Origin of the sequence: Halomonas heilongjiangensis, from assembly GCF_002879645.1 — a bacterium.
Lineage (GTDB): Bacteria > Pseudomonadota > Gammaproteobacteria > Pseudomonadales > Halomonadaceae > Halomonas > Halomonas heilongjiangensis.
This window is the reverse complement of the sequence record NZ_PNRE01000100.1, coordinates 84765-108212: the sequence shown is the minus strand read 5'-3', so window position 1 is coordinate 108212 and position 23448 is coordinate 84765. Positions and strand designations below refer to the sequence as shown.

Annotated in this window: 25 protein-coding genes; 10 read left to right on the top strand and 15 right to left on the bottom strand. The window is 61.4% G+C overall.

Annotated features, from left to right (window positions below):
- The first annotated feature begins 22 nt into the window (after positions 1-22).
- Positions 23-2305: a heavy metal translocating P-type ATPase gene (locus tag C1H66_RS20995; RefSeq protein WP_102629815.1), complete on the top strand. Its 2283-nt coding sequence runs from the start codon at positions 23-25 to the stop codon at positions 2303-2305.
- 15 nt (positions 2306-2320) lie between these two features.
- Here the strand turns inward: C1H66_RS20995 and C1H66_RS20990 are convergent, their stop codons facing one another.
- The 11 genes from C1H66_RS20990 to C1H66_RS20940 form a co-directional block, all read right to left on the bottom strand.
- Positions 2321-3076: an SDR family NAD(P)-dependent oxidoreductase gene (locus C1H66_RS20990; protein WP_102629814.1), complete on the bottom strand. Its 756-nt coding sequence runs from the start codon at positions 3074-3076 to the stop codon at positions 2321-2323.
- 31 nt (positions 3077-3107) lie between these two features.
- Entirely contained in the window at positions 3108-3866 is a 759-nt protein-coding gene (locus C1H66_RS20985) for an SDR family NAD(P)-dependent oxidoreductase (protein WP_102629813.1), read from the bottom strand.
- Positions 3867-3926: 60 nt separating this feature from the next.
- Complete coding sequence (locus C1H66_RS20980) at positions 3927-4556, bottom strand: short chain dehydrogenase (protein ID WP_220018886.1); 630 nt, start codon at positions 4554-4556, stop codon at positions 3927-3929.
- Positions 4553-5266: a GntR family transcriptional regulator gene (locus tag C1H66_RS20975; protein ID WP_102629812.1), complete on the bottom strand. Its 714-nt coding sequence runs from the start codon at positions 5264-5266 to the stop codon at positions 4553-4555. The genes C1H66_RS20980 and C1H66_RS20975 overlap by 4 nt, the downstream gene beginning before the upstream one ends.
- 53 nt (positions 5267-5319) lie before the next feature.
- Positions 5320-6339: a proline racemase family protein gene (locus tag C1H66_RS20970; protein ID WP_102629811.1), complete on the bottom strand. Its 1020-nt coding sequence runs from the start codon at positions 6337-6339 to the stop codon at positions 5320-5322.
- Positions 6340-6377: 38 nt separating this feature from the next.
- Positions 6378-7859, bottom strand: a complete 1482-nt coding sequence (locus C1H66_RS20965; protein WP_102629810.1) for an aldehyde dehydrogenase family protein — start codon at positions 7857-7859, stop codon at positions 6378-6380.
- Between the two features lie 23 nt (positions 7860-7882).
- On the bottom strand, positions 7883-9130 hold the full coding sequence (locus C1H66_RS20960; RefSeq protein WP_102629809.1) for an NAD(P)/FAD-dependent oxidoreductase: 1248 nt from the start codon (positions 9128-9130) through the stop codon (positions 7883-7885).
- A gap of 66 nt (positions 9131-9196) precedes the next feature.
- Positions 9197-10069 carry a 4-hydroxy-tetrahydrodipicolinate synthase gene (gene dapA, locus C1H66_RS20955; protein WP_102629808.1) on the bottom strand — a complete coding sequence of 291 codons (873 nt, stop codon included), beginning with the start codon at positions 10067-10069 and terminating at the stop codon, positions 9197-9199.
- A gap of 41 nt (positions 10070-10110) precedes the next feature.
- Complete coding sequence (locus C1H66_RS20950; protein WP_102629807.1) at positions 10111-10773, bottom strand: amino acid ABC transporter permease; 663 nt, start codon at positions 10771-10773, stop codon at positions 10111-10113.
- Between the two features lie 10 nt (positions 10774-10783).
- Positions 10784-11455 carry an amino acid ABC transporter permease gene (locus tag C1H66_RS20945; RefSeq protein ID WP_102629806.1) on the bottom strand — a complete coding sequence of 224 codons (672 nt, stop codon included), beginning with the start codon at positions 11453-11455 and terminating at the stop codon, positions 10784-10786.
- Between the two features lie 11 nt (positions 11456-11466).
- Entirely contained in the window at positions 11467-12291 is an 825-nt protein-coding gene (locus C1H66_RS20940) for an amino acid ABC transporter ATP-binding protein (protein ID WP_240618420.1), read from the bottom strand.
- Positions 12292-12902: 611 nt separating this feature from the next.
- Between C1H66_RS20940 and C1H66_RS20935 the strand changes: the two genes are divergently transcribed.
- The 3 genes from C1H66_RS20935 to C1H66_RS20925 all read left to right on the top strand — a co-directional run bounded on the left by C1H66_RS20935 (position 12903) and on the right by C1H66_RS20925 (position 15978).
- Entirely contained in the window at positions 12903-13730 is an 828-nt protein-coding gene (locus C1H66_RS20935) for a substrate-binding periplasmic protein (RefSeq protein WP_102629805.1), read from the top strand.
- A 299-nt stretch (positions 13731-14029) separates the two neighbouring features.
- Positions 14030-14473 carry a universal stress protein gene (locus tag C1H66_RS20930; protein ID WP_102629804.1) on the top strand — a complete coding sequence of 148 codons (444 nt, stop codon included), beginning with the start codon at positions 14030-14032 and terminating at the stop codon, positions 14471-14473.
- Entirely contained in the window at positions 14470-15978 is a 1509-nt protein-coding gene (locus C1H66_RS20925) for an alanine/glycine:cation symporter family protein (RefSeq protein WP_205738716.1), read from the top strand. Before C1H66_RS20930 ends, C1H66_RS20925 begins: the two co-directional genes overlap by 4 nt.
- Positions 15979-16076: 98 nt before the next feature.
- Here C1H66_RS20925 and C1H66_RS20920 read toward each other — a convergent pair whose 3' ends face one another.
- Positions 16077-16997, bottom strand: coding sequence for a LysR family transcriptional regulator (locus C1H66_RS20920; protein ID WP_102629803.1), 921 nt, complete (start codon positions 16995-16997; stop codon positions 16077-16079).
- 173 nt (positions 16998-17170) lie between these two features.
- Here C1H66_RS20920 and aptA point away from each other — a divergent pair, with 173 nt between their 5' ends.
- From aptA to C1H66_RS23000, 6 genes are all read left to right on the top strand, one after another.
- Positions 17171-18514: an omega-aminotransferase AptA gene (gene aptA / locus C1H66_RS20915; protein WP_102629802.1), complete on the top strand. Its 1344-nt coding sequence runs from the start codon at positions 17171-17173 to the stop codon at positions 18512-18514.
- A 36-nt stretch (positions 18515-18550) separates the two neighbouring features.
- Complete coding sequence (locus C1H66_RS20910) at positions 18551-20041, top strand: CoA-acylating methylmalonate-semialdehyde dehydrogenase (RefSeq protein ID WP_102629801.1); 1491 nt, start codon at positions 18551-18553, stop codon at positions 20039-20041.
- A gap of 224 nt (positions 20042-20265) precedes the next feature.
- Positions 20266-20589 carry a hypothetical protein gene (locus C1H66_RS20905; RefSeq protein WP_102629800.1) on the top strand — a complete coding sequence of 108 codons (324 nt, stop codon included), beginning with the start codon at positions 20266-20268 and terminating at the stop codon, positions 20587-20589.
- Positions 20590-20665: 76 nt separating this feature from the next.
- Positions 20666-21790, top strand: a complete 1125-nt coding sequence (locus C1H66_RS20900; protein WP_205738715.1) for a YncE family protein — start codon at positions 20666-20668, stop codon at positions 21788-21790.
- Between the two features lie 14 nt (positions 21791-21804).
- A complete protein-coding gene (locus tag C1H66_RS23005; RefSeq protein WP_170064208.1) occupies positions 21805-21954 on the top strand; it encodes a hypothetical protein in 150 nt (49 codons plus the stop codon).
- A complete protein-coding gene (locus C1H66_RS23000) occupies positions 21951-22121 on the top strand; it encodes a hypothetical protein (protein ID WP_170064204.1) in 171 nt (56 codons plus the stop codon). The genes C1H66_RS23005 and C1H66_RS23000 overlap by 4 nt, the downstream gene beginning before the upstream one ends.
- Positions 22122-22217: 96 nt before the next feature.
- Here the strand turns inward: C1H66_RS23000 and C1H66_RS20895 are convergent, their stop codons facing one another.
- Genes C1H66_RS20895 through C1H66_RS20885 form a run of 3 tightly spaced genes read right to left on the bottom strand, consistent with a single transcriptional unit; the run spans position 22218 to position 23447 of the window.
- The gene (locus C1H66_RS20895; protein WP_181423461.1) at positions 22218-22661 is read right to left on the bottom strand and encodes a Na+/H+ antiporter subunit G; all 444 of its coding nucleotides are present in this window, start codon (positions 22659-22661) and stop codon (positions 22218-22220) included.
- Between the two features lie 16 nt (positions 22662-22677).
- Positions 22678-22947, bottom strand: coding sequence for a K+/H+ antiporter subunit F (locus tag C1H66_RS20890; protein ID WP_102629799.1), 270 nt, complete (start codon positions 22945-22947; stop codon positions 22678-22680).
- The gene (locus tag C1H66_RS20885) at positions 22944-23447 is read right to left on the bottom strand and encodes a Na+/H+ antiporter subunit E (RefSeq protein WP_102629798.1); all 504 of its coding nucleotides are present in this window, start codon (positions 23445-23447) and stop codon (positions 22944-22946) included. Before C1H66_RS20885 ends, C1H66_RS20890 begins: the two co-directional genes overlap by 4 nt.
- Position 23448: the final 1 nt, after the last annotated feature.

Sequence of the window (23448 nt, the reverse complement as noted above, 5' to 3'; positions counted from 1 at the left end):
CCCCGTCGCCAGGAGGCAAGCGATGACCGAGACCCCGACGAGAAGCATCACCCTGACCGTCCCCGGCATGGGCAGCGACCACTGCGCCGGCATCGTGCGCAAGACACTCGAGCGCCTGGACGGCGTCGGCGAGATCCAGACCAATATCGCCAACCACCATGTGAGGGTGGCCACCGGCGAGAACGGCCCCGACGGCGAGGCACTCAAAGTCGCCGTGGAGGGCGCCGGCTACGATGTGGCGGCGGTCCATGACGAAAGCGAAGAGGAGAGTGCCGACGAGGCCGGGATCGAGGCGGCCTACCTCTCCCTGGCCCGAAAGCGACTGATCATTGCGGGGATACCCACCACCCTGATCATGATCCTGATGATGCCGCACATGTTCTGGCAGCCGATCCCGGGGTATCTCGCGATCATCGCGCTGCTGGCCTTCCCGGTGGTGTTCCTCTACGGCGGCGCCGCCACCCACAAGTCGTCATGGCGCTCGCTGAAGAACGGCACCTTCAACATGGACGTGCTGATCTCCATGGGCAGCCTGCCACCCTACCTGATCGGCCTGATCGGCTTCGTCTACCCGATGACCTCGTTCATCGAGATGGCGGCGACCATCATGACCTTTCATCTACTCGGGCGTTACCTGGAGGCGCTGGCCAAGGGGCGCGCCTCCCAGGCGATCCGCCGCCTGCTGACCCTGGGCGCCAAGACGGCCCGGGTGGAGCGTGACGGCGAGGAGGTCGAGGTCCCGGTGAAGGAGCTCGCGCCCGGCGACATCATGGTGGTGCGCCCCGGCGACAAGATCCCCACCGACGGCGAGGTGGTCGAGGGTGAGAGCCATCTCGACGAGTCCATCGCCACCGGCGAATCGATCCCGGTCTACAAGAGTGTCGGCGACGGCGTGATCGGCGCCACCATCAACAAGGAGGGACGGCTGCGGGTCAAGGCGACCCGGGTCGGCGGCGACACCTTCCTCGCCCAGGTGGTGCGCCTGATCGACCAGGCCCAGGGCTCGCGGGTGCCGATCCAGGAGTTCGCCGACCGCATGACCGGGCGCTTCGTGCCGGCGGTGCTGCTCATCGCCCTGGTCAGCCTGATCGCCTGGGCCCTGTTCCCGGAGGCCCTGCGCCCGATCCTCGACTGGGGCGCCACCTTCCTGCCCTGGGTGAATCCCGAGGCCACCACGCCGGTGCTGGCGATACTGGCCGCCATCGCCGTGCTGGTCATCGCCTGCCCCTGCGCCCTGGGCCTGGCCACGCCCACGGCGCTGATGGTCGGCTCCGGCATCGGCGCCGAGCGCGGCATCCTGATCCGTTCCGGCGAGGCGATCCAGACCTTCAAGGACGTCAAGGTGATGGTGCTCGACAAGACCGGCACCATCACCCGCGGCGAACCGAAGCTCACCGAAGTAGTCACCGCCGAAGGCGTCGATGAAAGCGAACTGTTGCGGCTCGCCACCAGCGTCGAGAATGCCTCGGAGCACCCCATCGCCCGGGCCATCGTCGACGGCGCCCGGGAACGGGGCGTGCCACCGCAGGAGGTGACGGAGTTCCGCTCCACCGGCGCGCGCGGCGTCTCCGGCAAGGTCGGCGACGAGACCGTGCTGATCGGCAACCGCCGACTGCTGGAAGAGGAAGGCGTGACCGGCCTCGATGCCCTGGACGACGACATGCAGGCGCTCGAGGGCAAGGGCCGCACCGTGGTGATCGTCGCCGCCGATGGCCAGGCATGCGGCATCGTCGCCGTGGCCGATACCCTCAAGGCGGAATCGGTGGAGGCCATTCGCGGCATGCACGCGCTGGGCATGCATGTGGTGATGATCACCGGCGACAACGAGCGCGCCGCCCGGGCGGTGGCCGACGAGGTGGGCATCGACGAGGTCCAGGCCGGGGTGCTGCCCGAGGGCAAGGTCGACGCCATCCGCGCCCTGCAGGAGAAGCACGGCAATCACGTGGCCATGGTCGGTGACGGCATCAACGACGCCGCGGCCCTCAAGCAGGCCAATGTGGGCATCGCCATCGGCGCCGGTGCCGACGTGGCCATCGAGGCCGCCGACGTGACCCTGGTGCGCGGCGAGCTGACCGGCGTGGTCGACGCCATGCACCTCTCCCGCGCCACCTTCGGCAAGATCGTCCAGAACCTGATCTGGGCCAGCGGCTACAACGTGGCGGCCATCCCCATCGCCGCCGCCGGCCTGCTGCACCCGATGATCGGTGTCATCGCCATGACCACCAGCTCGCTGTCGGTGATCGGCAATTCGTTGTTGCTCAAGCGGCGCTTCGCCCGCGAGCAGCCCAAGGGAGACGGCGTATGACTCGGCATCCCGGCGCTACGAGACAGCTTGCGCACCGGTAATCTCGACAGCAGATCCGCATAAGAATGGTGCCTCATCGTAGCCCAGGAAGGCCACCAGCGCGGCCACCTCTTCGGGTGTTCCGATCCTTCCGAAAGGAACGAGCCTGTCGAGATCCCGCACTGTCTTGCCGGCCTTCTCGAGCCCCGTCGCGAGCATGGGAGTATGGATCTCCCCCGGACAGACCGCATTGACGCGAATGTTGTGACACGCCAGGTCACGGGCAAGGCTCTTCGAGAAAGCCACGACAGCCGCCTTGGTCACGTTGTAGGCAATATGTCCAGGGGCCGGATAGAGGCCCCACTGCGACGCCGTGTTGACGATGACACCACGCCCCGCGCGCTGCATATGGGGCACGGCCGCCCTGCAGAGGTAGAACATCGAGTGGATGTTCACGTCGAAGCTGAGATGCCAGTCGGCGGTCGAGACCTCCGAGATGTCGCCCCGGCGATTGATGCCAGCATTGTTCACCAGCACGTCCAGTCGCCCGCAACGCTCCATGACGTTGTCGACCAGCCGGCGGCAGGCGGCCTCATCGGCGATATCGGCTACCATCACCACGGCACGACCACCGGAGGCCTCGATATCACTCTTGACGGTCATGGCGGACGCTTCATCCCGATCCACCACGACGATAGCGGCACCTTCCTCGGCCAAACGGCGACAGATGGCACTACCGATGCCGCCGCCACCGCCGGTCACGACCGCGACCTTGTCGTGAAAACGTGTCATGAATAATCTCCCCATGGCCGACGCAGAACGGTCAGCGAATATAGCTGCCGCCATTGATGTCAAGGGTGGCACCATTGATGGAGCGCTGCGATGGCTGCAAACAGAATGCGACGAGCTCCGCGACTTCCTTGGGAGTGGCGATATCCCCAAGGGGAATGTCCTGCACGGCGGCCTCGAGACCATGCTTGGAGATAAACTCCTCGGCCATCTCCGTTCTGACCCATCCGGGTGCGATACAGGCGGCCACGATCCCTTGAGCGCCGAAGGAACGCGCGATGGATTTCGTCATGTTGATCAGCGCCGCCTTGGTGACCCCATAGGGCAGCGCGTCGGCGCTGTAGCCGCGCTGTGCCGCGCGGCTGGCCATGCTGATGATCTTGCCGGCCCCACGTCGAGAGAAGTGGGCGATAGCGAGTCGATTCAGATCGGCCGCCGCCTGCACGTTGATCTGGAACTCTCGCCCCCAGGCGGCATGCCACTCGTCCCAGTCCGACTCGATGGATATCTCCGTGCGCACGCCGGCATTATGCACGACGGCATCCATCCTGGAGACTTGCTGCAAGCAGCGCTCCCACAAGGCCCTGGGGCCCTCACGGGAAGAGAGATCCGCCTGGACCAGTGCCCCCCGGCCCCCGATGCGCTCGAGCAGGTCCTCGGCAGCGTCCGGATTGCCACCGAAATGGATAAGGGGGAAGCCGCCCTGGCGGACGACTTCCTCGACGATGGCGCCGCCGATGCCGCCCGATGCGCCGGTAACGAGCACATTGATGCCTTCGAGACTGGTCCCCATGGCCCCCTCCTCTAACCAACGTGATGAAAAAAAGATGCGAATTGCTTGATGGCTCTGGCTTCACCAGACCTTCAGGACCTGACCAGTGACCAGGGATTCCACGCTGCGGCTGTAGGCCAGCGCCACATCGGCGGCCTCCACGGGCTTGAAGCCGCGGAAGAAGGGGCCATACTTGCCCAGCGACTGACGCAAGACACTGGGGCTCACGCTGTTGATGCGGATGCCGCGCGGCATCTCCATGGCGGCCGCCTTGACGAAGGCATCGAGGGCACCGTTGACCATGCTCGGCGACACGCTGCCGGGCACCGGATGCTCGTTGAGAATCCCGGTGGTCAGGGTGATGGAGCCGCCATCGGTGAGGTGGTCCCGTGCCACCTGGGCGACGTTGATCTGGCCCATCAGCTTGTTTTCGATGCCCAGCAGGTGCTTGGACTCGCCAAGCTTGGCCGGCTCGAGCTCGCTGAAGGGTGCGAAGGTCGCCTTGCCCAGGGTCATGACCACCGCATCCAGCGGGCTCAGTTCCTCGAAGGCTCGCTTGATGGATGCCGGATCGGTGATGTCCAGCTTGATATCACCACTCTGGGTACCGGCCGTAATAATATCGTGGCGTTCGGAAAGGTGTTCCTTCACGGCGGCACCGATGGTGCCGCTAGCACCGATAATGAGCACCTTCAATCGCTTGTCGCTCATGCTTCCAACTCCTCTCTTTTGCCAATCCAGTCCAGTTTCAGTTCAGTGACGTGACTCTTGTTCAGGTAATCGATGAAGCGCTTCCGAAACAGTTCCGTGTGTTCATGGGCAGCCTCTTCGGCTTTGCTCATGTCCCTGTCGGCAATAGCCGTTATGATGTCTTCGTGATCGTTGCCAATCGTCCGGGAAAGGTCGCTGATGATGAAGTTCAGTTGCAGGTGAATCAGCCGTTGTCCCTCATCGAGGAGATTCTCGTAGTATTGCGTCAGATAGGGGTTTCCCCCCGCCCGGGAAACGCACAGGTGGAACTCCTTGTTCTTCTCCGACATCATGCCGAAATCCGAGGCTTCCACCGCCGCCATGTACTCCTGGTTCTTGCGGCGGATCTCGTCGAGCTCGGCGTCACTCCGGAGGCCTGCCGCAAGGCGCGTGACGGCACGCTGAACGAGGTCGAGGGCATCCAGGTAGCGAGGCAAGCCTTCGAAGTCGATGGGCTTGACGATGACGCTTCTATTGCTGAGCACCGTCACCAGCCCTTCGCTATGCAGGCGCGCCAGGGCATCACGGATGGGCGACCTGGACAGGTTGAAACTTTCGGCCAATGACACTTCATCAAGCGGGCTCCCCGGCTTGAGATCAAGCGTCAGGATCTTGCGCCGAAGCGTTTCGTAGACGTAGCGGCCACCATGCCTTTTTGTTGTGCTAGCCATAGGTTTTTCCCTATCAGGATGGAAGGATTGCAACGATCATCATAGCAGGCCCATCAACCCTGCCCCCAGGTATCGGACAGCGTAAAGCCATCGGCCAGGGGATCGTCCGGATCGACTCCCAACTGGTGGAAACCATAGACCCAGGCACGCCCCGTCACGCTGGGCAATACCGCCTGCTTGTCGGCAATGGTCGCTATATCCCGTGCCTCGACCTGGAACTCTCCCCCGATGATGGAGCGCGACACGAGCCGATCGCCCTTCTTGACGAGCCCTCTCTCGATGAGCGTCGCGAGATTGGCCGAGCTTCCCGTCCCGCAAGGAGAGCGGTCCACCCGTCCAGGGGGAAGGGTGGTACAGGTCTGGTAGAGCCCATCCTCCAGTCGATTGCGGAACATGACATAGGCCACGCCGCTTAACGAGCTCAGCACCGGGTGCTGCACGTCGATCTGGTGATTCACGATCTTCTTGATGGACGCTCCCAGTTCGGCAAGCCGGCGCGCATTCTCCGGCTTGATCTCGAGTCCGACCTGGTCGACATCGACGAGCGCATAGAAGACACCGCCGAAGGCGATATCGAGCTTGATGCTGCCCAGGCCCGGTACCTCGACGGTTCGATCCAGGGCATCGACGAAGGCCGGTACCATATCCAGCTTGACACTCGTGCAACGGCCCGCCGAGCAATGGGCCTGTGCCTTGATGAGCCCTGCCGGGGTGTCGATGGTTACCGTGGTCACCGGCTCCTGCATCTTTACCATCCCCAGTTCGAGCAGGGCCGTCACCACACAGATGCAGTTGCTGCCGGACATGGGGTGTGCCTTGTCGGCCTGGAGGACGATCATTCCCGCGTCCGCCTCCGGCAATCGGCTTGGCAGCAGGAGATTGACCGACATCTGCAGGCAACCACGGGGTTCCTGGGTGACGAGGCGCCGCAAGGAGTCATCGACGTCGTTGATGTAATGCATCTTGTCGAGCATCGTCGAGCCAGGCAGGTCCAGGACGCCGCCCGTAATGACCTTCCCGACCTCACCTTCACAGTGAACGTCGACCAGCTGTAGTGTCTTTTGCCAACGCATATGGTGTCCTCAGCTCAGCGATACTCGTGATCGACAGCTTACTTGATGAACCAGCCCCAGGGCTTGTCGCTGACGTAGCTGGTGATCTGCTTGGTCTCGAAGTAGTTCTCGTAGCCCCACTCGCCGAGCTCGCGGCCGATGCCGCTCTTCTTGTAGCCGCCCCAGGGTGCCTCGACGAAGGTGGGCTGCGAGCAGTTGATCCAGATGATGCCGGCCTGCAGGTCGCGGGCGACTCGCTCGCAGCGCTCGAGGTCCTTGGACATGACGGCGCCGGCCAGGCCGTACTCCGAGTCGTTGGCCACGCGCACGGCCTCTTCCTCGGTCGCGAAGCGGCGGATCGCCACCACCGGGCCGAAGACCTCTTCCTTCCACAGGTCGCAGTCCTCGGGCACGTCGACGAAGATGGCGGGCTCCAGGTAGTAGCCCTTCTCAAGGCCGGCCGGACGCTCGCCGCCGTACACCAGGGTAGCGCCGTCACGCTTGCCTGCCTCGATGGCCCCGGTCACCTTCTCGTACTGGGCGGCATTGACCAGTGGCCCGAGCAGGACGCCATCCTGCATGCCGTTGCCGATCTTGAGCTTGCGGGCTTCCTCGACCAGGCGTTCCATCAGCTTCGGATAGAGGTTCTCCTGCACCAGGACCCGGGAGGTCGCGGAGCACACCTCGCCCTTGTTCCAGAAAATGCCGAACATCAGCCATTCGACGGCGTCCTCGAGGTCGCAATCGTCGAAGATGATCAGCGGCGACTTGCCGCCCAGCTCCAGGCTGACGTTCTTGATGTCCTGGGCGGCCACCTTCATGAGCTTGCTGCCGGTCGGCACGCTGCCGGTGAAGGCGATCTTGTCCACCAGCGGATGCTCGGTGAGCGGCGCCCCCGCCTCGATCCCGATGCCGGGCAGGATGTTGACCACGCCGGGCGGGATCTCCGCCTCCTCGCAGATGGCCGCCATCTCCAGCGCGGTCAGCGAAGTGACCTCGGAGGGCTTGAGCACCACGGTGCAGCCCGCGGCGATCGCCGGCGCCACCTTCCAGGAGGCCATCAGCATCGGGAAGTTCCACGGCGTGATGGCGGCCACTACACCCACCGGCTCCTTGACGGCCTTGGAGACGAAGCCCTCCATGGAAAGTTCAACGGCTCTTTCCGGCTGTGCATCACTGCGCTCAGCCAGGTCGGCATAGAAGTCGAAGCAGCCGGCCGTATCCTCGATGTCCCAGACCGCTTCCGGAAGTGGTTTACCGTTGTCCCTGACTTCCAACTCGGCCAGGTCGTTCAGGCGTGCGCGAATTCCCCCAGCGATGCGACGAAGGTAACCGGCTCGCTCCTTGCCACTCATTCTGGGCCAGGGACCATGATCGAAAGCTTCTCTAGCCGCCTTGACGGCGGCGTCGACATCTTCCGCAGTGGCCGCGCCCACTTCGGCAATCACTGTCTCGTCACTGGGATCGATAGCGGGAAATGTCTGCCCCTTGACAGGCTGGGTCCACCGACCGTTGATATAAAGATGGTTATAGGATTTCATTCATCCACTCCCTCTGTTGGAACTTAAAATCTTGATGCCCGGAATGGGGTGATATCCTCAGCGCTTTTCCGCCCCTGCACCAGGTCTGCAATCAGGCGCCCCGTGGTAGCCCCAAGGGTAAGCCCAAGTTGGCCATGACCGAATGTCATGGCAACATTGCTGAGCTTGGGAGACTTGTCAATGACAGGCTTGGTGTCTGGCAAGAAAGGCCTCCATCCGATGCCAAATTCGACATCGGAAGTGTCGAGAGACGGAATGATGCGCTTGGCCTTTTCCAGGATGATCCTGGCGCGATCATAATTGGGCGAGGCATTGTCTCCGGCAAACTCGATGGTGCCACCGATCTGCAAGCCCCTTGTCATGGGGACGAGGCCAAACCCACCATCGGCGTAAACCGTGGCATGTTTCATATCGACGCCACCATTTCGCACTAGAACCTGATAGCCACCGATACCCATCAAGGGCACCTTGACACCCAGGGTCCCGAAGAATTTCTTGCTTTCATTACCAGCAGCGACGACCAACTGCTCGACCGGAATCGATCGCCCACTGTCCAGTGTGATGCCCGTTGCCTTACCTTGGCCCGTCTGAATACTCTGGACAGCATCCTGAACTCTCACGCCACCCTGGCTGATGAAGCTCTTCGTTAATTCCGCAATGAAGCCTTCCGTATCGCGGACCGTCCGCCAGTCAGAAAGCAAAAGCCCATGGGAGAACTTTCCCGCCAAGGCCGGCTCGAGATCGCCAATCTCTCTGGCTCCAAGAGACTCTACCTTGAACCCGAGTTCTTGACGAAGCGCAATATAGGCCTGCTCACCTTCCAGGCCGGAACGCCTGTCAAACACCTCCAGCGTCGGCCGGCTGCCGATCAGGTCCTTATCATCACACTTGTCAAACAGCGGTTGGTAATCAAGATAGACCTTGCTCGTCAGTGTTGACAGCTCTCTCGCAATCATTTCGATTCTGGAACGGCTGGCATTGGCCATGAACCGGAACATCCACGGCAAAAGCCTAGGCACCGCAGCTGGCCGCAATGCCAAAGGACCGTTCTGATCCAGCATCCACCCGGGTACCTTCTTCAGGATTCCCGGCTTGGAAAGCGGAATGATCTCACTGACTGCCATCTGACCACAGCTCCACTTGGCAGTGCTGTCACCCGGCGCAGCAGGATCTACCAATGTGACGTTCTTGCCTTCCCTCTGGAGATAAAGGGCACAACACACTCCAACGATGCCACCACCAATCACAACAGTGGACGGAGCGACGTTCATCAGATGACCTCTCAAGTCAGGGCAGGAGTAACCGAACCGTTCGATCACTCCTGCCGAGCCAATTTATCAAACGAGCTCGTAAGCCTTCCTGAACTCTGCCTTTTCAGCTTCGCTGAGCGGCTGAAGCGGCATCCTGGCGTTGCCCACCGGGAACCCATTGAGTTCACAGCCATACTTGATCTTTTGAATGAACTTGCTTGTCTCCAGGCTGTTCATGACCGGGAAAATCTTCTCGGAAATGCCCTTGGCACCCTCGATATTCCCTGCCTTAAACTCATCATAAAACTTGATGATGTTCTCGGGCATGATATTGGCCGGCGCACTGATCCAGCTGGTGGCACCCCAGACGAAGAAGTCGAGTGCGATGTCATCCGAGCCGCAGCACAGATCGATCTTGCCCTTATACTTCGTGCCGATATCGATGGCACGCATCAGCTCACCGCTGCTTTCCTTGATGGCAATGACACGCGGCTCGTCTTGAAGACCATCCATCACACTATAGCCAAGCTCGATGGCGACACGCATCGGATAGTTGTAGAGCACGACATCAACATCGGGCACCGCTTCGAGAATGGCACGGTAATGTCCAAGCAGCTCCTCTTCCGAAGGCACCGAGTAGAAAGGCGGAGCAATCAGAACGGCATCATAGCCAGCATCACGGTTCTGCTTGACCTGTTCGATGACTTCACGAGTTGAGGGAGCATTGGCCCCCGCGATCAGCAGGCCGCGGTTGCCAACCACCTCTCTGACAGTCTTCAGCACCTCGCGGCGCTCTTCATTGGTCAGGGCATAGGATTCACCGGTAGAGCCAAGGGGAACGAAACCCGTTGCCCCCAGCTTCAACTGGTGCTCTACCAGGTCTGCCAGCACCTGGTGGTTCACACGATCATTGTTGTCAAAAGGAGTGACGAGGGCAGGGAGAATACCTTCAAGCTTCATTATAACCTCCGGTTATTCAATTCACTTTTACTACACAGGGTTCATGTAAAGCGGAGCAGCAACCGCTTTTCGACAAGATCGACCAGGCGAGTTGCCGGGAAAGCAACGACGAAGTAGATAATCGCCGCTGCCGTCAGAAACTCAACAGGACGGGCAGTACTGGATGAAATATTGGAACTTACAAACATCAAGTCCGCAATACCTACAGAAGAGATCAGGGCACTCTCCTTGAAGAGAGCAACGTTATTTGACATCAAGGGCGGTATGGACCGCAACAACGCCTGCGGGAAGATGACATTTATCGCCTTCACCCTGAAGTTAAGACCCAGTGCGACACAGGCATCATGCTGCTCACCGGAAATGGACTTGAGCGACCCACGGAATGTTTCACTGGTTATCGCCGCCATGAACAGCACCATGGCCAACAATACCGATACATAGGGTGGTATATCCCTGCCAATTACCAGGGGCAGACAGAAGAAGATCCAGAACAGCTGTATCAGCATCGGTGTGCCGCGGAAAAACTCGACATACAACCTGGCAGGCCACTTTAGCACGCGGAATGGCGACACCCTCATGAGGCTGATAATAAACCCCAACAAGGTGCCGATAATGACGGCACTTACCGTAAACAGCAGTGTAATACCAAGGCCATTCAGCAAAACATCCCAATAGCTGAGCACACGAAAGAAATCGAAATTCATGATGACCCCCTCAACGCTCTACCGACGCATCTTGCCGACGCTCGAGAAACGTTACGACTTGAGAAATTGGCAACGACATGAAGAAGTAGATCAAGGCAACTGCCGTAAAGACCTCAAGAGGTCGATAGGTATTGGTCGCCAACATTTTCCCTGCGTACATCAGATCGGCCACCGCCACAATAGCAACGAGAGCACTTTGCTGCAGAATAGTGATGCCATTCGTCATGAGTACCGGTATCGCGTTCCGCAATGCTTGAGGAAAAATCACATACACGGTTTTATGCCAAGCTCCGAGCCCCAGGGCAACGCAGGCATCATGGTGCTCCTTGGGCACGGCTTGTATGCCGGCACGGTATGCCTCGGCATTGAAGGCAATCAGGTTAAGCCCTAGCGCCATGATGCCCATAGTGATGGGATCAAGGAACACATTGAAGAGTATCGGCACACAGTAGAAGAACCAGACTATCTGTATCAGCACTGGAGTGCACCGGAAAAACTCGATAAACATTTTTGCCGGGAGCCGCAAGATCCAGAATGGAGCCATTGCCAGAAGGCAGACGACAAAACCGACGGTCAGCCCGAGAACATTGGCACCTAAAGCCAGCAGCAGAGTTGTTTGCAACCCTTCAATGAGCGGACCAAAGTTTCCAACAAGCACGCTAAAGTCAAAGGTATAATTCATCGCTGATTACCTCACTTGAGATGAAGGACCTTGTCGAGGAAGTCCCTGGTGCGCTCCTGCTTCGGCTCATTGAACATGATCTCAGGGTCGCATTTCTCTATTACTTTCCCGCCAGCGATGAAAACCGACTCAGTAGCAATCTTCTTGGCAAAGTACATATCATGCGTGACGATCATCATGGCCATTTTCTGCTTGGCAAGGTCCAGCATGACCTTTTCTATCTCTGCCACCATCTCTGGATCCAGCGCAGATGTCACCTCATCAAACAGCATCAGCTTCGGCTCAAGCATTAGCGCACGGGCAATCGCGACACGCTGCTTTTGTCCGCCTGACAGCTTGCCCGGATAGCTATATAGCTTGTCCTCCATCCCGAGCCGAGCGAGATATTCTCGAGCACGATCCTCTGCCTCTGACCTGGCCATGCCACGGACCTTGACGGGCGACAACGTCAAGTTACTCATTACCGACAGGTGAGGAAAAAGGGTGTAATGCTGAAAAACCATTCCAATCTTGCTTCTCACGGACATGTCCGTGCGCGTTCGTCCTTTCCTGTCAACGGTGATATAGGGGTTAGAGCCAAAAAAGATCTCGCCCTTGTCAATCTTTTCCAACCCCATCAACACCCTCAGCAAGGTGCTTTTTCCGCTACCACTCGGACCGATGATTACCAGTCGATCTCCGGCCTTCATCTTCAGGTCCATCTCATCCATGACGCAAGTATCACCAAAGCGCTTGGTGACTCCCTTGAACTCTATCAAGGGACTATTGTCTTCGGCGCCTTGATATTTGGCAGTCTCTTCTTCTTGTTGCTTATTAATATTGTCTACCATATTCATCATCATCTCCGAACCACATCATGTTCTCATGTTTAGTCAATGCGATGTTATGACACCCGGCATCGACTAGGCGGCGATGGCTGGAGCTCTGGTCACGCTGCAAGCTGTTCGAGAAAACATGGGCCCTCCTCTTATTGTTGTCTGGTTTGTAAAAATGCCTGCAATTCTTTGTGTGCAGATCTGCATACAACTCTATACAGCACCTTTCTCCCCTGTCAAGGGTTTTTCAGGAAAAGTAATGCGAGCCCCCTTCTGCCCCAGCAGGGCTCGACGAGACGTCGATATATCATTGAATTAACTATGAAAATATGACGATGACGACTGTCAAACAAATCCGTCTCCTGGCCGTTGGCCTGTGGGGCCGTGTCGTCCGAGTGCGCATGAGCACGGACGTAGGGGTGCGACGATGCGTTCCTCCAGATGGCGAGCCGCCCCTCCATCTGAAGGTCGCTGGTTGACTTCCCGAAATCCTGACCCTACCTTGTATGCAGGTCTGCATACTTAGTGTGAGGCCTGTCCGTCGGCGAGCACAGACAGAGACAAGCCTGCTCCTCGACATGACATGATGCTGTGTTGGACTTCATATCATTTTAAAAACAAGGGCTTATGAAATGAACAAACTCAACAGACTGCATTCCTTTGCCGCTGTTTGCTGCGCAGCGACACTCGGGTTGACCTATGCCTCATCGGCAGTCGCCGCTGAGACAACATGGGAAAGGGTCAAGGATGCCGGTGCCCTTCGGTGTGGTGCGGCCATTGCGACCCCTTATGTCATGAAGGACCCGAGAACCAACACCTATAACGGCTTCTTCGTAGAGATGTGCCGCGAGTTCGCCGAACACCTCGGAGTTGAAGCAACGTTCGTCGACACCAACTGGGACAATATCGTGGCAGGGGCTCAGAGTGGCCGCTGGGACCTGTCGATGGCGCTCAATGAAACGCCGGAGCGTGCTAGAGCCGTAGCGTTCTCTGAACCCGTATCCTACTACCAGGTTTCCTTCCTCTATAACAAGGACAATCCGAAACTTTCCGAGGGTGTGAACGATCTGGCCGATATCGACAAGGCAGACATCACTATCGCGGTCATGTCAGGCACCGTGCAGGACAAGGCCGTGACTGAGCGCACCGAGAATGCCAATATCATGCGTTTGCCCGGCATGGACGAAACTCGGCTGGCCGTCATGTCGCGGCGCGCCGATGTCCTGGCTGACGCCAATGACACCAATCTCCTCTTCCACCATGCCAATCCTGACTGGTCGGTTGTCATGACGCCCAACCCGCCAATCGCCCCTCAGGGAGTGGCCTTCGGCATGAACCAGTCGACTCCCGAGGCAGATATTCAGGAGCTGAATGAATTCATCATCGAAAAGAAAGAAGCCGGTGAAATCGAAGGCATGATCGAAGAAGCCGCTCAACTTGCCGTCCAGCAAATGGAGTGACAGGTTTCCACCTATTGAACGAGGCCCAGCCACCCCGGTGCCGGGCCTCTTTATAGCAGTCCTACAGACACATGGTCACAGTGAGCCGACCCAAGGCAACTTCTCTCGTCTTGTCCATTATTGCCAGCAAATAGCCCGCATCGAATTTATCGGTTTTCATTTCGGCACGGCAGTCACCAGTCTGGTCGGAACCCGTCTGGGTTACAGTTGGAAACAGTTCGAAAAGAGTATCTTCCGTAGCGACAGCGCCGCCGCTTGATCGCTACCCAGCAGCAACGGTTCCAATAAGGAGAACAACCATGAAATCCGTACTCGTTGGAGTAGATCACAGTCAAAGCTCAAGACGAGCAGTACAGTTCACCTTGGAAAGAGCCCTGTTAAACTCCTGGCACATCACGATTGCGCACGTCATAAACTGGTCTCCATACAAGTTTTCCACTAAGGAGGACAACGAGCGACGCCCTCTGCGCCGGAAGCAGGAAGTCGAGCAGGCTCACGCTAAAATCATCCAGCCGCTCCTTGACTGGATCGCTGCAGAAGGACGTTTCACCAACATCGACATCTCCACAGATATCAGGCATGGTCGCCCTTCTGAGGTGCTGGCAGACATGGCAAGGGGCGATGAGCACGATCTCATCATCGTCGGTCGTACCGGCGAATCGAATCTGCGCAACGCGATTTTCGGCAGCACCGCCAGCCGGCTCGCGCAACATTCACCCGTAGCCGTAGTGGTGGTCCCATGAACATGTCGTCCCTGTTTAATGGTAGCGCTTTCGATGCCGTTCTGGACCAGTACTTTAGTCCTTTCGCTGAATGGCTGGCCTCGATCGTTTTCTATCCACTGCCTATGTTTGGCACTGAGGCTCCCATCATCGTGTTGTGGCTCATCGTGGCCGGCACCTTCTTTACACTGTGGCTCAAGTTTCTCAATGTTCGCGGTATGAAACATGCAGTGAACCTGATTCGGGGCAAGTACACCCCTGCCGAAGCGGTCGGAGAAGTGAGCCACTTCCAGGCACTGGCAACCGCCGTGTCCAGCACAGTTGGCCTCGGCAACATCGCCGGCGTCGCCGTCGCCATCACCCTGGGCGGACCTGGCGCGGCGTTCTGGATGGTGGTGGCGGGCTTCTTTGGCATGTCGACGAAGATGGTCGAGTGTACTCTAGCCGTAAAGTACCGGCACGTTCATGCCGATGGAACGACTTCCGGGGGGCCGATGTATTACCTCCGCGACGGACTGGCGGAAGTCGGCTTCGCCAGACTCGGTAAGTTTCTCGCCATAGCCTGGGCGCTGTTCATGATGATTGCTGCGCTTGGCACCAACGCGTTTCAGGCAAACCAGGCCACTCAGCAACTGGTCGATGTTGCTGACGTTGCCTGGCTAGCCGACAACAAGTGGGCCATTGGCGTTGCCATGGCGGCTCTTACCGCCCTCGTGATTCTGGGTGGCATCAAGTCAATCGCACGTGTCACGGGGGTGCTTGTGCCGTTCATGGCAGTGCTCTACGTGACCGCTTGCCTGATCGTCATCTTCACCAACATCGGTGGTGTCCCCGCGGCACTCGGCGAAATCATCACCGGAGCCTTCTCACCCGAAGGCGTCGCAGGTGGTGTTGTCGGCTCACTCGTCGTGGGTCTCCAGCGTGCGACGTTCTCAAACTCGGCAGGCGTCGGCGATGCCGCCGTCGCACACTCGGCGGTCAAAACCAACCGTCCTGCCAGCGAAGGGTTCGTCGCTTCTCTCGAACCCTTCATCGACACGATCATCGTATGTTCGATGACAGCCCTGACCATCGTCCTGACGGGTACGTGGCAGGGGTCGGATGTGCTCGAGGTCAGCGGGGTCACCCTGACGTCGCGCGCGTTCGAAACCGTGTCCCCCTGGTTCCCCTATGTCCTCGCGCTCGCCGTATTGCTCTTCGCGTACTCGACGATTCTCAGCAACTCGTACTATGGCATGAAAGGCTTCGGCTTCCTCCTCGGCGACAACCCCCGAGCCGAGGTAGTGTACAAGGCCATCTTCCTTTGCTTCACCGTCATCGGTGCCGCTTCTACCCTCGCCCCTGTCATCTTGTTCGCAGATTCGGTCTTCTTCCTCTTGGCCCTATGCAACATCATCGGTCTTTATTTCCTCGCGAAAGTGGTCCGACGAGAGTTTCACTCCTACTGGACGAAGCTCAAGGCTGGCGAGTTTAAAATAGTGAAAAATGATCGCCGTCCACATATGTATGGAAGCAAAAACCCATGAAGATCCTGATCATAGCTCCATACTGACTAGAAAGTCGTGATCTGCGATTCCTCCCCCGCCCGGCCTTGCCGGGCGGGGCACCCGACGGCGAGCCGCTGTCAGGCCTTCATCAGACGATCCAGCTCCTCGAGATAGCTTTCCAGCACCAGGTTGGGCGGGGCACCCTTGCGGGTGATGGCGCTGTAATGGGTGAGATAGTGCCACCTGTCAGGGTTCAGGGCGCGCATCCTGCCATCCCGCACCCATTGCTCGGCGTAGTGGGTGGGCAGGTAACCGATGTAGCGACCGGACAGGATCAGGAAGGCGATGCCCTCCCGGTCCGTCGCCGAGGCGGCGGCCCTGAGGGGCTCATGCAACGCCTTGACCTCCGGCGTCTGGGCATAGGCGGGTACCACGGCGTCGCAGTTCGCCAACTGTTCCTCTGTGACCGGCTCGGCGTCGAACAGCGAATGGCCTGAGGCGCAGTAGAGCTGCGAGGTCTCCTCGTACAGCGAGAGGTAATGCAGCCCGGGCAAGGTCTTGAGCGCCGGAATCACGCCGGTATGCAGGCGACCATCGAGCACGGCCAGCTCGATATCGCTGGGCGGAATCATGCGGATGTTGATGCGCACATCCGGACCGCGCTCCTTGAGTGCGCTGAGGGCGTTGGTGATATGCATCTCGGGCATGGTCACCAGGTTGTCGGTGATGCCGATGTTGAGCTCGCCCTTGAGCCAGGCATGCAGGCCGTTGACCCGGGTGCGAAACCCCTCCACCGCGGCCAGCAGCTGCAGTATGGCCTCGTAGACCTCGGCCCCCTCCTCGGTCAGCGAAAAGCCACTGCGGCCTCGCTGGCACAGGCGCAGGCCGAGCCGCGTCTCCAGATCGTTCATCGCCATGCTGATGGCGGCCCGACTGATGTTCAGCTCCACCTCGGCGGCGGAAAAACCACCGCACTCCACCACCTTGCGGTAGATCCTCAGCAGGCGCAGATCGGCATCGCTCAGCTGGCCCGTCAAGGCCTCCTTGCGGCGCGACATCGGCATGCCCTCCTCTCGACGACGTTCGGCTTCGAGGGTATCGCTGCCAAGACAGAAAGTTAAGCAATGACTTGCATGAAATTAAATACATCTGGATTTAACTTATTGACAGCCGGAGCTAGCCTACTGCTACAGAACCATCGACAACGGCGATATCAACAGAGGGTGCTGCCATGTCCGAGCGTGACTTCTCCCAGACCGCGGGGCTGAGCCCAGAGCAGCTGGATGCCTATTGGATGCCCTACACCGGTAACCGCCAGTTCAAGCGCGACCCACGAATCATCGTCGGTGCCGAGGGCAGCTACCTGACCGATGCCCAGGGCCGGCAAGTCTTCGACGGCCTCTCCGGCCTGTGGACCTGCGGTGCGGGTCACGGCCGCCCCGAGATCACCGAGGCCGTGGCTCGGCAGCTCGCCACGCTGGACTATGCCCCGGCCTTCCAGTATGGCCACCCCAAGGCCTTCGAGCTGGCCCACCGCATTCGCGGGCTGACCCCGCAGGGCCTCGACTACGTGTTCTTCACCGGCTCCGGCTCCGAGAGCGCCGACACCTCGCTGAAGATCGCTCGTGCCTACTGGCGCAAGAAGGGCAAGCCGACCAAGACCAAGCTGATCGGTCGCTCCAAGGGCTATCACGGCGTCAACTTCGGTGGCTTCAGCCTGGGCGGCATCGGCGCCAACCGCACCATCTTCGGCCAGGGCGTCGATGCCGACCACCTACCCCATACCCTGCTCCCGGAAAATGCCTTCACCAGGGGCATGCCCGAGCGTGGCGCCGAGCGGGCCGAGGAGCTGCTGGAGCTGATCGCCCTGCACGATGCCTCCAACATCGCCGCGGTGATCGTCGAGCCCCTGGCCGGCTCGGCCGGCGTGATCCCGCCACCCAGGGGCTACCTGCAGCGGCTGCGCGAGATCTGCGATGCGCACGACATCCTGCTGATCTTCGATGAAGTCATCACCGGCTTCGGCCGCATGGGCTCCATGACCGGCGCCGAGGAGTTCGGCGTGGTGCCGGACATCATGAACGTGGCCAAGCAGCTGACCAACGGCGCGGTGCCCATGGGCGCGGTGATCGTGCAGGGCGAGATCTACCAGACCTTCATGGAACAGGGCGGGCCCGACTACATGCTCGAGCTGCCCCACGGCTATACCTACTCCGGCCATCCGGTGGCCTGTGCCGCGGCGCTGGCCACCCTGGACGTGCTCGAGAACGATCGCCTGATCGAGCGCGTGCGCGAGATGGGGCCGATCTTCGAGGAATCGCTGCACGGCCTCAAGGGCAGCCGCTATATCAGCGACATTCGCAACTATGGACTCGCCGGCGCCCTGCAGATCGAGTCCTACCCCGGCGAGCCGGCACGGCGCCCCTTTGAAATCGCCATGAAGTGCTGGGAGAAGGGCGTCTACGTGCGCTACGGCGGCGACACCATCCAGCTCGGCCTGCCTTTCATCGTCGAGCGCGACGAAATCGACCGCCTCGTCAACGTGCTCGGCGAGACCATCGGCGAACTGGACTGAACACAACTTGTACTCGTTTCTTCTAGAGGTATTGCAATGACCACTCTTGGCCACCTGATCAACGGCACCCGCGTCGACGACAACGCGCGCACCCAGGACATCTTCAACCCCTCCACCGGCGAGGTCGGCGGCCAGGTGAGCCTGGCCAGCAAGGCCACCGTCGAGGACGCCATCGCCGCCGCCCAGGCCGCCTATCCGGCCTGGCGCGACACGCCGCCCGCCAAGCGGGCCCGCGTCATGTTCCGCTTCAAGCAGTTGCTGGAAGAGCATGCCGACGAGATCTGCCGGCTGATCGGCCAGGAGCACGGCAAGATCGTGCACGATGCCAAGGGCGAACTGCAGCGTGGCATCGAGAACGTCGAGTATGCCTGCGGCGTGCCGGAGCTGCTCAAGGGCGAGCACAGCAAGAACGTCGGCCCCGGCATCGATTCCTGGAGCGAGTTCCAGCCGCTGGGCGTAGTCGCCGGTATCACGCCCTTCAACTTCCCGGCCATGGTCCCGCTGTGGATGTACCCGATGGCCATCGCCTGCGGCAACACCTTCGTGCTCAAGCCCTCCGAGCGCGACCCGACCTCGACGCTCTACATCGCCGAGCTGGCGCTGGAGGCGGGCCTGCCCGCCGGCGTGCTGAACGTCGTCAACGGCGACAAGGAAGCCGTCGACACCCTGCTCGACGATTCCCGCGTGCAGGCCGTCAGCTTCGTCGGCTCCACGCCGATCGCCGAGTACATCTACAACCGTGCCAGCGCCAATGGCAAGCGCTGCCAGGCCCTGGGCGGCGCCAAGAACCATGCCATCGTCATGCCCGATGCCGACATGGACAACGTGGTCAACTCCCTGACCGGGGCCGCCTTCGGCTCCTCCGGCGAGCGCTGCATGGCGCTGTCCGTGGCCGTGGCCGTGGGCGATGCGGCCGCCGACGCCCTGATCGCCAAGATGCAGGAGCAGATGCAGACCCTCAAGGTCGGCCCCTTCCATGATGCCGAGAACGACTTCGGCCCGGTGATCACCAAGGCCCACCAGGAGAAGGTCTGCGGCCACATCGACAGCGCCGAGGCCCAGGGCGCCGAGATCGTGGTCGACGGCCGCGGCGTCCAGGTCCCGGGCTTTGAAAACGGCTTCTATGTCGGTGGCACCCTGATCGACCGCGTGACCCCCGAGATGACCTGCTACCTCGAGGAGATCTTCGGGCCGGTGCTGCTGGTGGTGCGCGCCGGCTCCATGCAGGAAGCCATGCAGCTGATCGACGATCACGAGTATGGCAACGGCACCTGCATCTACACCCGCGACGGCGAGGCGGCCCGCTACTTCAGCGACCATATCCAGGTCGGCATGGTCGGCATCAACGTGCCGCTGCCGGTGCCGGTGTCCTACCACAGCTTCGGTGGCTGGAAGCGCTCGCTGTTCGGCGACCTGGCCGCCTACGGCCCGGACGCCGTGCGCTTCTACACCAAGCGCAAGACCATCACCCAGCGCTGGCCGTCGGCCGGGGTACGCGAGGGCGCGCAGTTCTCCTTCCCCTCATGACGCCCCCGGCATGACGGGGTGAGACAGCGTCTTGGCGCATACCCTCAGCCGGATCGTCCCCCGCTCCGGCTGGTTTCGTTCGGCCGGCGGATGCTTTGCTCCACCCGGCTCCGCCCCTGGATGCCCCTGAAGCGTTCGTGGGGCTGCTTGCTCCCTTGCCCTGGATCAATGCGACGCCGGGGTAATCGAGGTTCAATGCAGAGACATCGGTTGAGGGGCGCACCATGACGAGGCTTGCCGGGACATCACTGCATCGCACGCGAGGGGGCCGCCTGCTGGCGCTGCTGCTCGTGCTGCTGCTGGCGATGGGCAGCCTGTCGAGCCACGGCGCCATGGACAGCCACGCCCTCGACTGCGGGATCACCCCACAGCTCGAACATCTCGACGCCGGCACCAGCGACCGCGACGAGCCACGCTGCTCCGCCTGTACCGCACTGGCCTTCGACCTCCTTCCTGCCCACGCCGCGCCGGAGCTCCCGACCATCGGCCCGGCGTCGGCGGTCGTCGCCCACTCGCCGCTGCCCCCACGCCGCCCTCCCAGAGCCTGAACGAACGCCAGGCGGCTCGTCCGCCACGGAAAGCGACCGCTTTCCCTTCACCTTCATGTTCGTCAGGAGTCATGCCATGATCCGTTTCCTGCTACAGGCCGCCACCGTGCGTCCCGCCGCCCCGCGTGCCGCTTCCGCCCACGTTGCCTCCCGCCCGGCGATGTTCCGATCGCTCGGCTGGCTGCTCGCCGCCGGCCTGGCACTCGGCCTCGCCCAGGGCACCGCCTCGGCCCAGGCCACGCCCACCGGCCAGGTCTTCACCGCCAACGAACGCGGTGCCTCACTCACCCGCATCGACCTGGCCGCCGGCCAGTCGACCACCCTGCCGCTGTCCATCGCCCCCCACAATGCCCAGGTCAGCGCCACTGGCCGCCTGCTGATGGCGGTCGGCGAACCGGTGGCAGACGGGCACGCTCACGGGAACGGCAATGGCCACGCCCAAGGCGACGAGCCCGGCGAGCTGCAGCTGTTCGGGGTCGACGACTTCGCCGACGGGCCGCTGGCCAGCATCGCCGTGGGCAGCCACCCCGCCCATGTGGTCAGCGACCTGGACGGGCGCTACGCCTTCGTCACCAATGCCGGCGACGACAGCGTCTCCGTTGTCGACCTGACCACCCGGGAGGAGATTGCCACCATCGCCACCGGCCGTTACCCCCACGGGCTGCGCCTGAGCCCCGACGGCACCGAGCTCTACGTCGCCAACGTGCTCGACGGCAGCGTCTCGGTGATCGGCCTCGAAGCCCGAGAGGAACTCGCCCGCATCCCGGTGGGCAAGGCCCCGGTGCAGGTCGGCTTCACCCCGAACGGCGAGCGCGTGTTCGTCTCGCTGCGCGACGAGAACCGCGTGGCGGTGATCGACACCGCCAGCCGCGAGGTCATCGCCCGGGTCGAAGTCGGCCGCCTGCCGATCCAGGTCCACGCCAGTCCCGACGGCCGCCTGGTGCATGTCGCCAACGAGGGCAGCCGGGAAGCCCCGGACAACCGCGTCTCGATCATCGACACCGCCAGCCTGGAGGTAGTGGCCACCCACGAGGTGGGCCCGGGCGCCCACGGTGTCAGCGTCGATGACGGCGGCCGCTTCGTCTTCGTCACCAACCTCTACGGCGACAGCCTCTCGGTCATCGATCTGGAGGCCGGCGAGGTGGTCGCCACCCATGGCACCGGGCAGGGGCCCAACGGCGTGACCTGGATCGCCAACTGAGAAGGAGCCGCACCATGTTCACCGAATGCACCGCCCTGATGGGGCCCATGGGTTGGGTGATGCCGGTTGCCCTTCTGCTGCTGCTGGGTCTCGGCATCGCCTCGCTGATCAAGTACCTCTTCACCTCGCCCCGCCCCACCCCGCACCCGGGAGATCGCTCATGAACCGTCATGCCACGCCCGTGCTGCTCACCGGCGCCCTGCTGCTGGGGTCCGCCGCGGCCCAGGCCGCCCTGCCCATCGGCACCTCGGGCATGCCGGGGCCCAAGCGGGACGACTGGGACGTCTACCGGTTCACCGACCAGGAGCCCTCGCCCTTCATGACGCTGTGACCTCGCCGGGTCACCAACGCGAAGCGCCGCCCGGGGGCGGCGCTTCGTGGCGGGGATTCGGGCGGGCTCACTGCCAGGCGGCGATCTCCAGCCTCATCAGCTGCCCCGGGTCCGAGTGTCGGAGCCCTCCCCGGGGATCGACGAGGGTCCCTGGCGGGCCTCCCCCGGGTTCGCAAGCGAGGGGGGCGCCGGGGGATGGTCCATCTCGGGCCAGGGGGGATGGCGGGTATTGGCACTGCACGCCACCCGACGATGCAGTGCCGCACGGGCCATCACATGGGCGCTCACCGGTGCCGTGACGAAGAGGAAGACCGTGATCAACACCTCCTGCACGCTGATGCCCTGGCCGGCGACACTGAAGTACAGCAGCGAGCCCAGCATCGTGCAGCCCACCCCCAGGGTGCAGGCCTTGGTCGGCCCGTGCAGGCGCATGTAGAAATCCGGCATGCGGGCCAGCCCCACCGAGCCCAGGGTGGCCACAATGGCGCCGATCAACAACAGCGCCGCGATCAACGCGTCCAGCCAGAGCGGGATGTTCATGAGCCCCTCCTCGCGGTCATTCGATGACGTCGCCACGCACCAGGTACTTGGTCATGGCCACGGTGCCCACGAAGCCCATGAGGGCGATGAGCAAAGCCGCCTCGAAGATGATGGTGGTGTCCATGTAGATGCCCGCCAGCACGATCACGGCGATGGCATTGATGCTGAGCGTATCCAGTCCCAGGATGCGGTCGGTCAGGTCCGGTCCGCGCAGCAGTCGATAGAGATTCAGCAACAGGCTGACGCTGAACAGCAGCAGGGCCAACGGCAGGACGGCGGCGATCATTCCAGGATCTCCTTCAGGGGTTGCTCGTAACGGGTGTGGATATGGCGGATCAGGGCCTCTTCATCCACCACGTGCAGGGCATGAATCAGCAGGGTTTTCTGGTCCGGGCTGAGTCCGGCCGACACCGTGCCCGGCGTCAGCGAAATGGTGCTGGCCAGCATGGCGAGGGCGAACTCATCCGTCAGGATGACGGGGTAACGAATGAAGGCGGGCCGGAGTCGCCCCGGCGGCAGCAGAATCAGCCGGGCCACCGTGACGTTCGACTTGAGGATGTCCCACAGCAGGTGGGCGAAGTATGGCACCAGCCGCCACGCCTGGTGCAGGCGAGGATTCTCCGGCCAGAACGGCTGGGTCAGATAAGGAATCGACCAGCCCAGGAAGGCGCCGATCACTAGCTGGGCCAGGCTCAGGGTGTTCATCAGCAATAGCCACAGCACCAGCAGAAACAGGGAAAACTGGGGCCGGGGCCACCAGTGACGCAACTGTCGATGGGCTGCCATG

What these genes read in the sequence shown, in the direction of transcription:
- C1H66_RS20910 (WP_102629801.1), top strand. Translation starts at nt 18,551, where the DNA reads ATGACCACTCTTGGCCACCTGATCAACGGCACCCGCGTCGACGACAAC.
- C1H66_RS20940 (WP_240618420.1), bottom strand. Translation starts at nt 12,291, where the DNA reads ATGAATATGGTAGACAATATTAATAAGCAACAAGAAGAAGAGACTGCC.
- C1H66_RS20890 (WP_102629799.1), bottom strand. Translation starts at nt 22,947, where the DNA reads ATGATCGCCGCCGTCCTGCCGTTGGCCCTGCTGCTGTTCAGCGTCAGC.
- C1H66_RS20935 (WP_102629805.1), top strand. Translation starts at nt 12,903, where the DNA reads ATGAACAAACTCAACAGACTGCATTCCTTTGCCGCTGTTTGCTGCGCA.
- C1H66_RS20930 (WP_102629804.1), top strand. Translation starts at nt 14,030, where the DNA reads ATGAAATCCGTACTCGTTGGAGTAGATCACAGTCAAAGCTCAAGACGA.
- C1H66_RS20950 (WP_102629807.1), bottom strand. Translation starts at nt 10,773, where the DNA reads ATGAATTTCGATTTCTTTCGTGTGCTCAGCTATTGGGATGTTTTGCTG.
- C1H66_RS20960 (WP_102629809.1), bottom strand. Translation starts at nt 9,130, where the DNA reads ATGAACGTCGCTCCGTCCACTGTTGTGATTGGTGGTGGCATCGTTGGA.
- C1H66_RS23005 (WP_170064208.1), top strand. Translation starts at nt 21,805, where the DNA reads ATGTTCACCGAATGCACCGCCCTGATGGGGCCCATGGGTTGGGTGATG.
- C1H66_RS20925 (WP_205738716.1), top strand. Translation starts at nt 14,470, where the DNA reads ATGAACATGTCGTCCCTGTTTAATGGTAGCGCTTTCGATGCCGTTCTG.
- C1H66_RS20965 (WP_102629810.1), bottom strand. Translation starts at nt 7,859, where the DNA reads ATGAAATCCTATAACCATCTTTATATCAACGGTCGGTGGACCCAGCCT.
- C1H66_RS20980 (WP_220018886.1), bottom strand. Translation starts at nt 4,556, where the DNA reads ATGAGCGACAAGCGATTGAAGGTGCTCATTATCGGTGCTAGCGGCACC.
- C1H66_RS20885 (WP_102629798.1), bottom strand. Translation starts at nt 23,447, where the DNA reads ATGGCAGCCCATCGACAGTTGCGTCACTGGTGGCCCCGGCCCCAGTTT.
- C1H66_RS20945 (WP_102629806.1), bottom strand. Translation starts at nt 11,455, where the DNA reads ATGAATTATACCTTTGACTTTAGCGTGCTTGTTGGAAACTTTGGTCCG.
- C1H66_RS20920 (WP_102629803.1), bottom strand. Translation starts at nt 16,997, where the DNA reads ATGTCGCGCCGCAAGGAGGCCTTGACGGGCCAGCTGAGCGATGCCGAT.
- C1H66_RS20895 (WP_181423461.1), bottom strand. Translation starts at nt 22,661, where the DNA reads ATGAACATCCCGCTCTGGCTGGACGCGTTGATCGCGGCGCTGTTGTTG.
- C1H66_RS20905 (WP_102629800.1), top strand. Translation starts at nt 20,266, where the DNA reads ATGACGAGGCTTGCCGGGACATCACTGCATCGCACGCGAGGGGGCCGC.
- C1H66_RS23000 (WP_170064204.1), top strand. Translation starts at nt 21,951, where the DNA reads ATGAACCGTCATGCCACGCCCGTGCTGCTCACCGGCGCCCTGCTGCTG.
- C1H66_RS20970 (WP_102629811.1), bottom strand. Translation starts at nt 6,339, where the DNA reads ATGCGTTGGCAAAAGACACTACAGCTGGTCGACGTTCACTGTGAAGGT.
- C1H66_RS20990 (WP_102629814.1), bottom strand. Translation starts at nt 3,076, where the DNA reads ATGACACGTTTTCACGACAAGGTCGCGGTCGTGACCGGCGGTGGCGGC.
- C1H66_RS20900 (WP_205738715.1), top strand. Translation starts at nt 20,666, where the DNA reads ATGATCCGTTTCCTGCTACAGGCCGCCACCGTGCGTCCCGCCGCCCCG.
- C1H66_RS20975 (WP_102629812.1), bottom strand. Translation starts at nt 5,266, where the DNA reads ATGGCTAGCACAACAAAAAGGCATGGTGGCCGCTACGTCTACGAAACG.
- dapA (WP_102629808.1), bottom strand. Translation starts at nt 10,069, where the DNA reads ATGAAGCTTGAAGGTATTCTCCCTGCCCTCGTCACTCCTTTTGACAAC.
- aptA (WP_102629802.1), top strand. Translation starts at nt 17,171, where the DNA reads ATGTCCGAGCGTGACTTCTCCCAGACCGCGGGGCTGAGCCCAGAGCAG.
- C1H66_RS20995 (WP_102629815.1), top strand. Translation starts at nt 23, where the DNA reads ATGACCGAGACCCCGACGAGAAGCATCACCCTGACCGTCCCCGGCATG.
- C1H66_RS20985 (WP_102629813.1), bottom strand. Translation starts at nt 3,866, where the DNA reads ATGGGGACCAGTCTCGAAGGCATCAATGTGCTCGTTACCGGCGCATCG.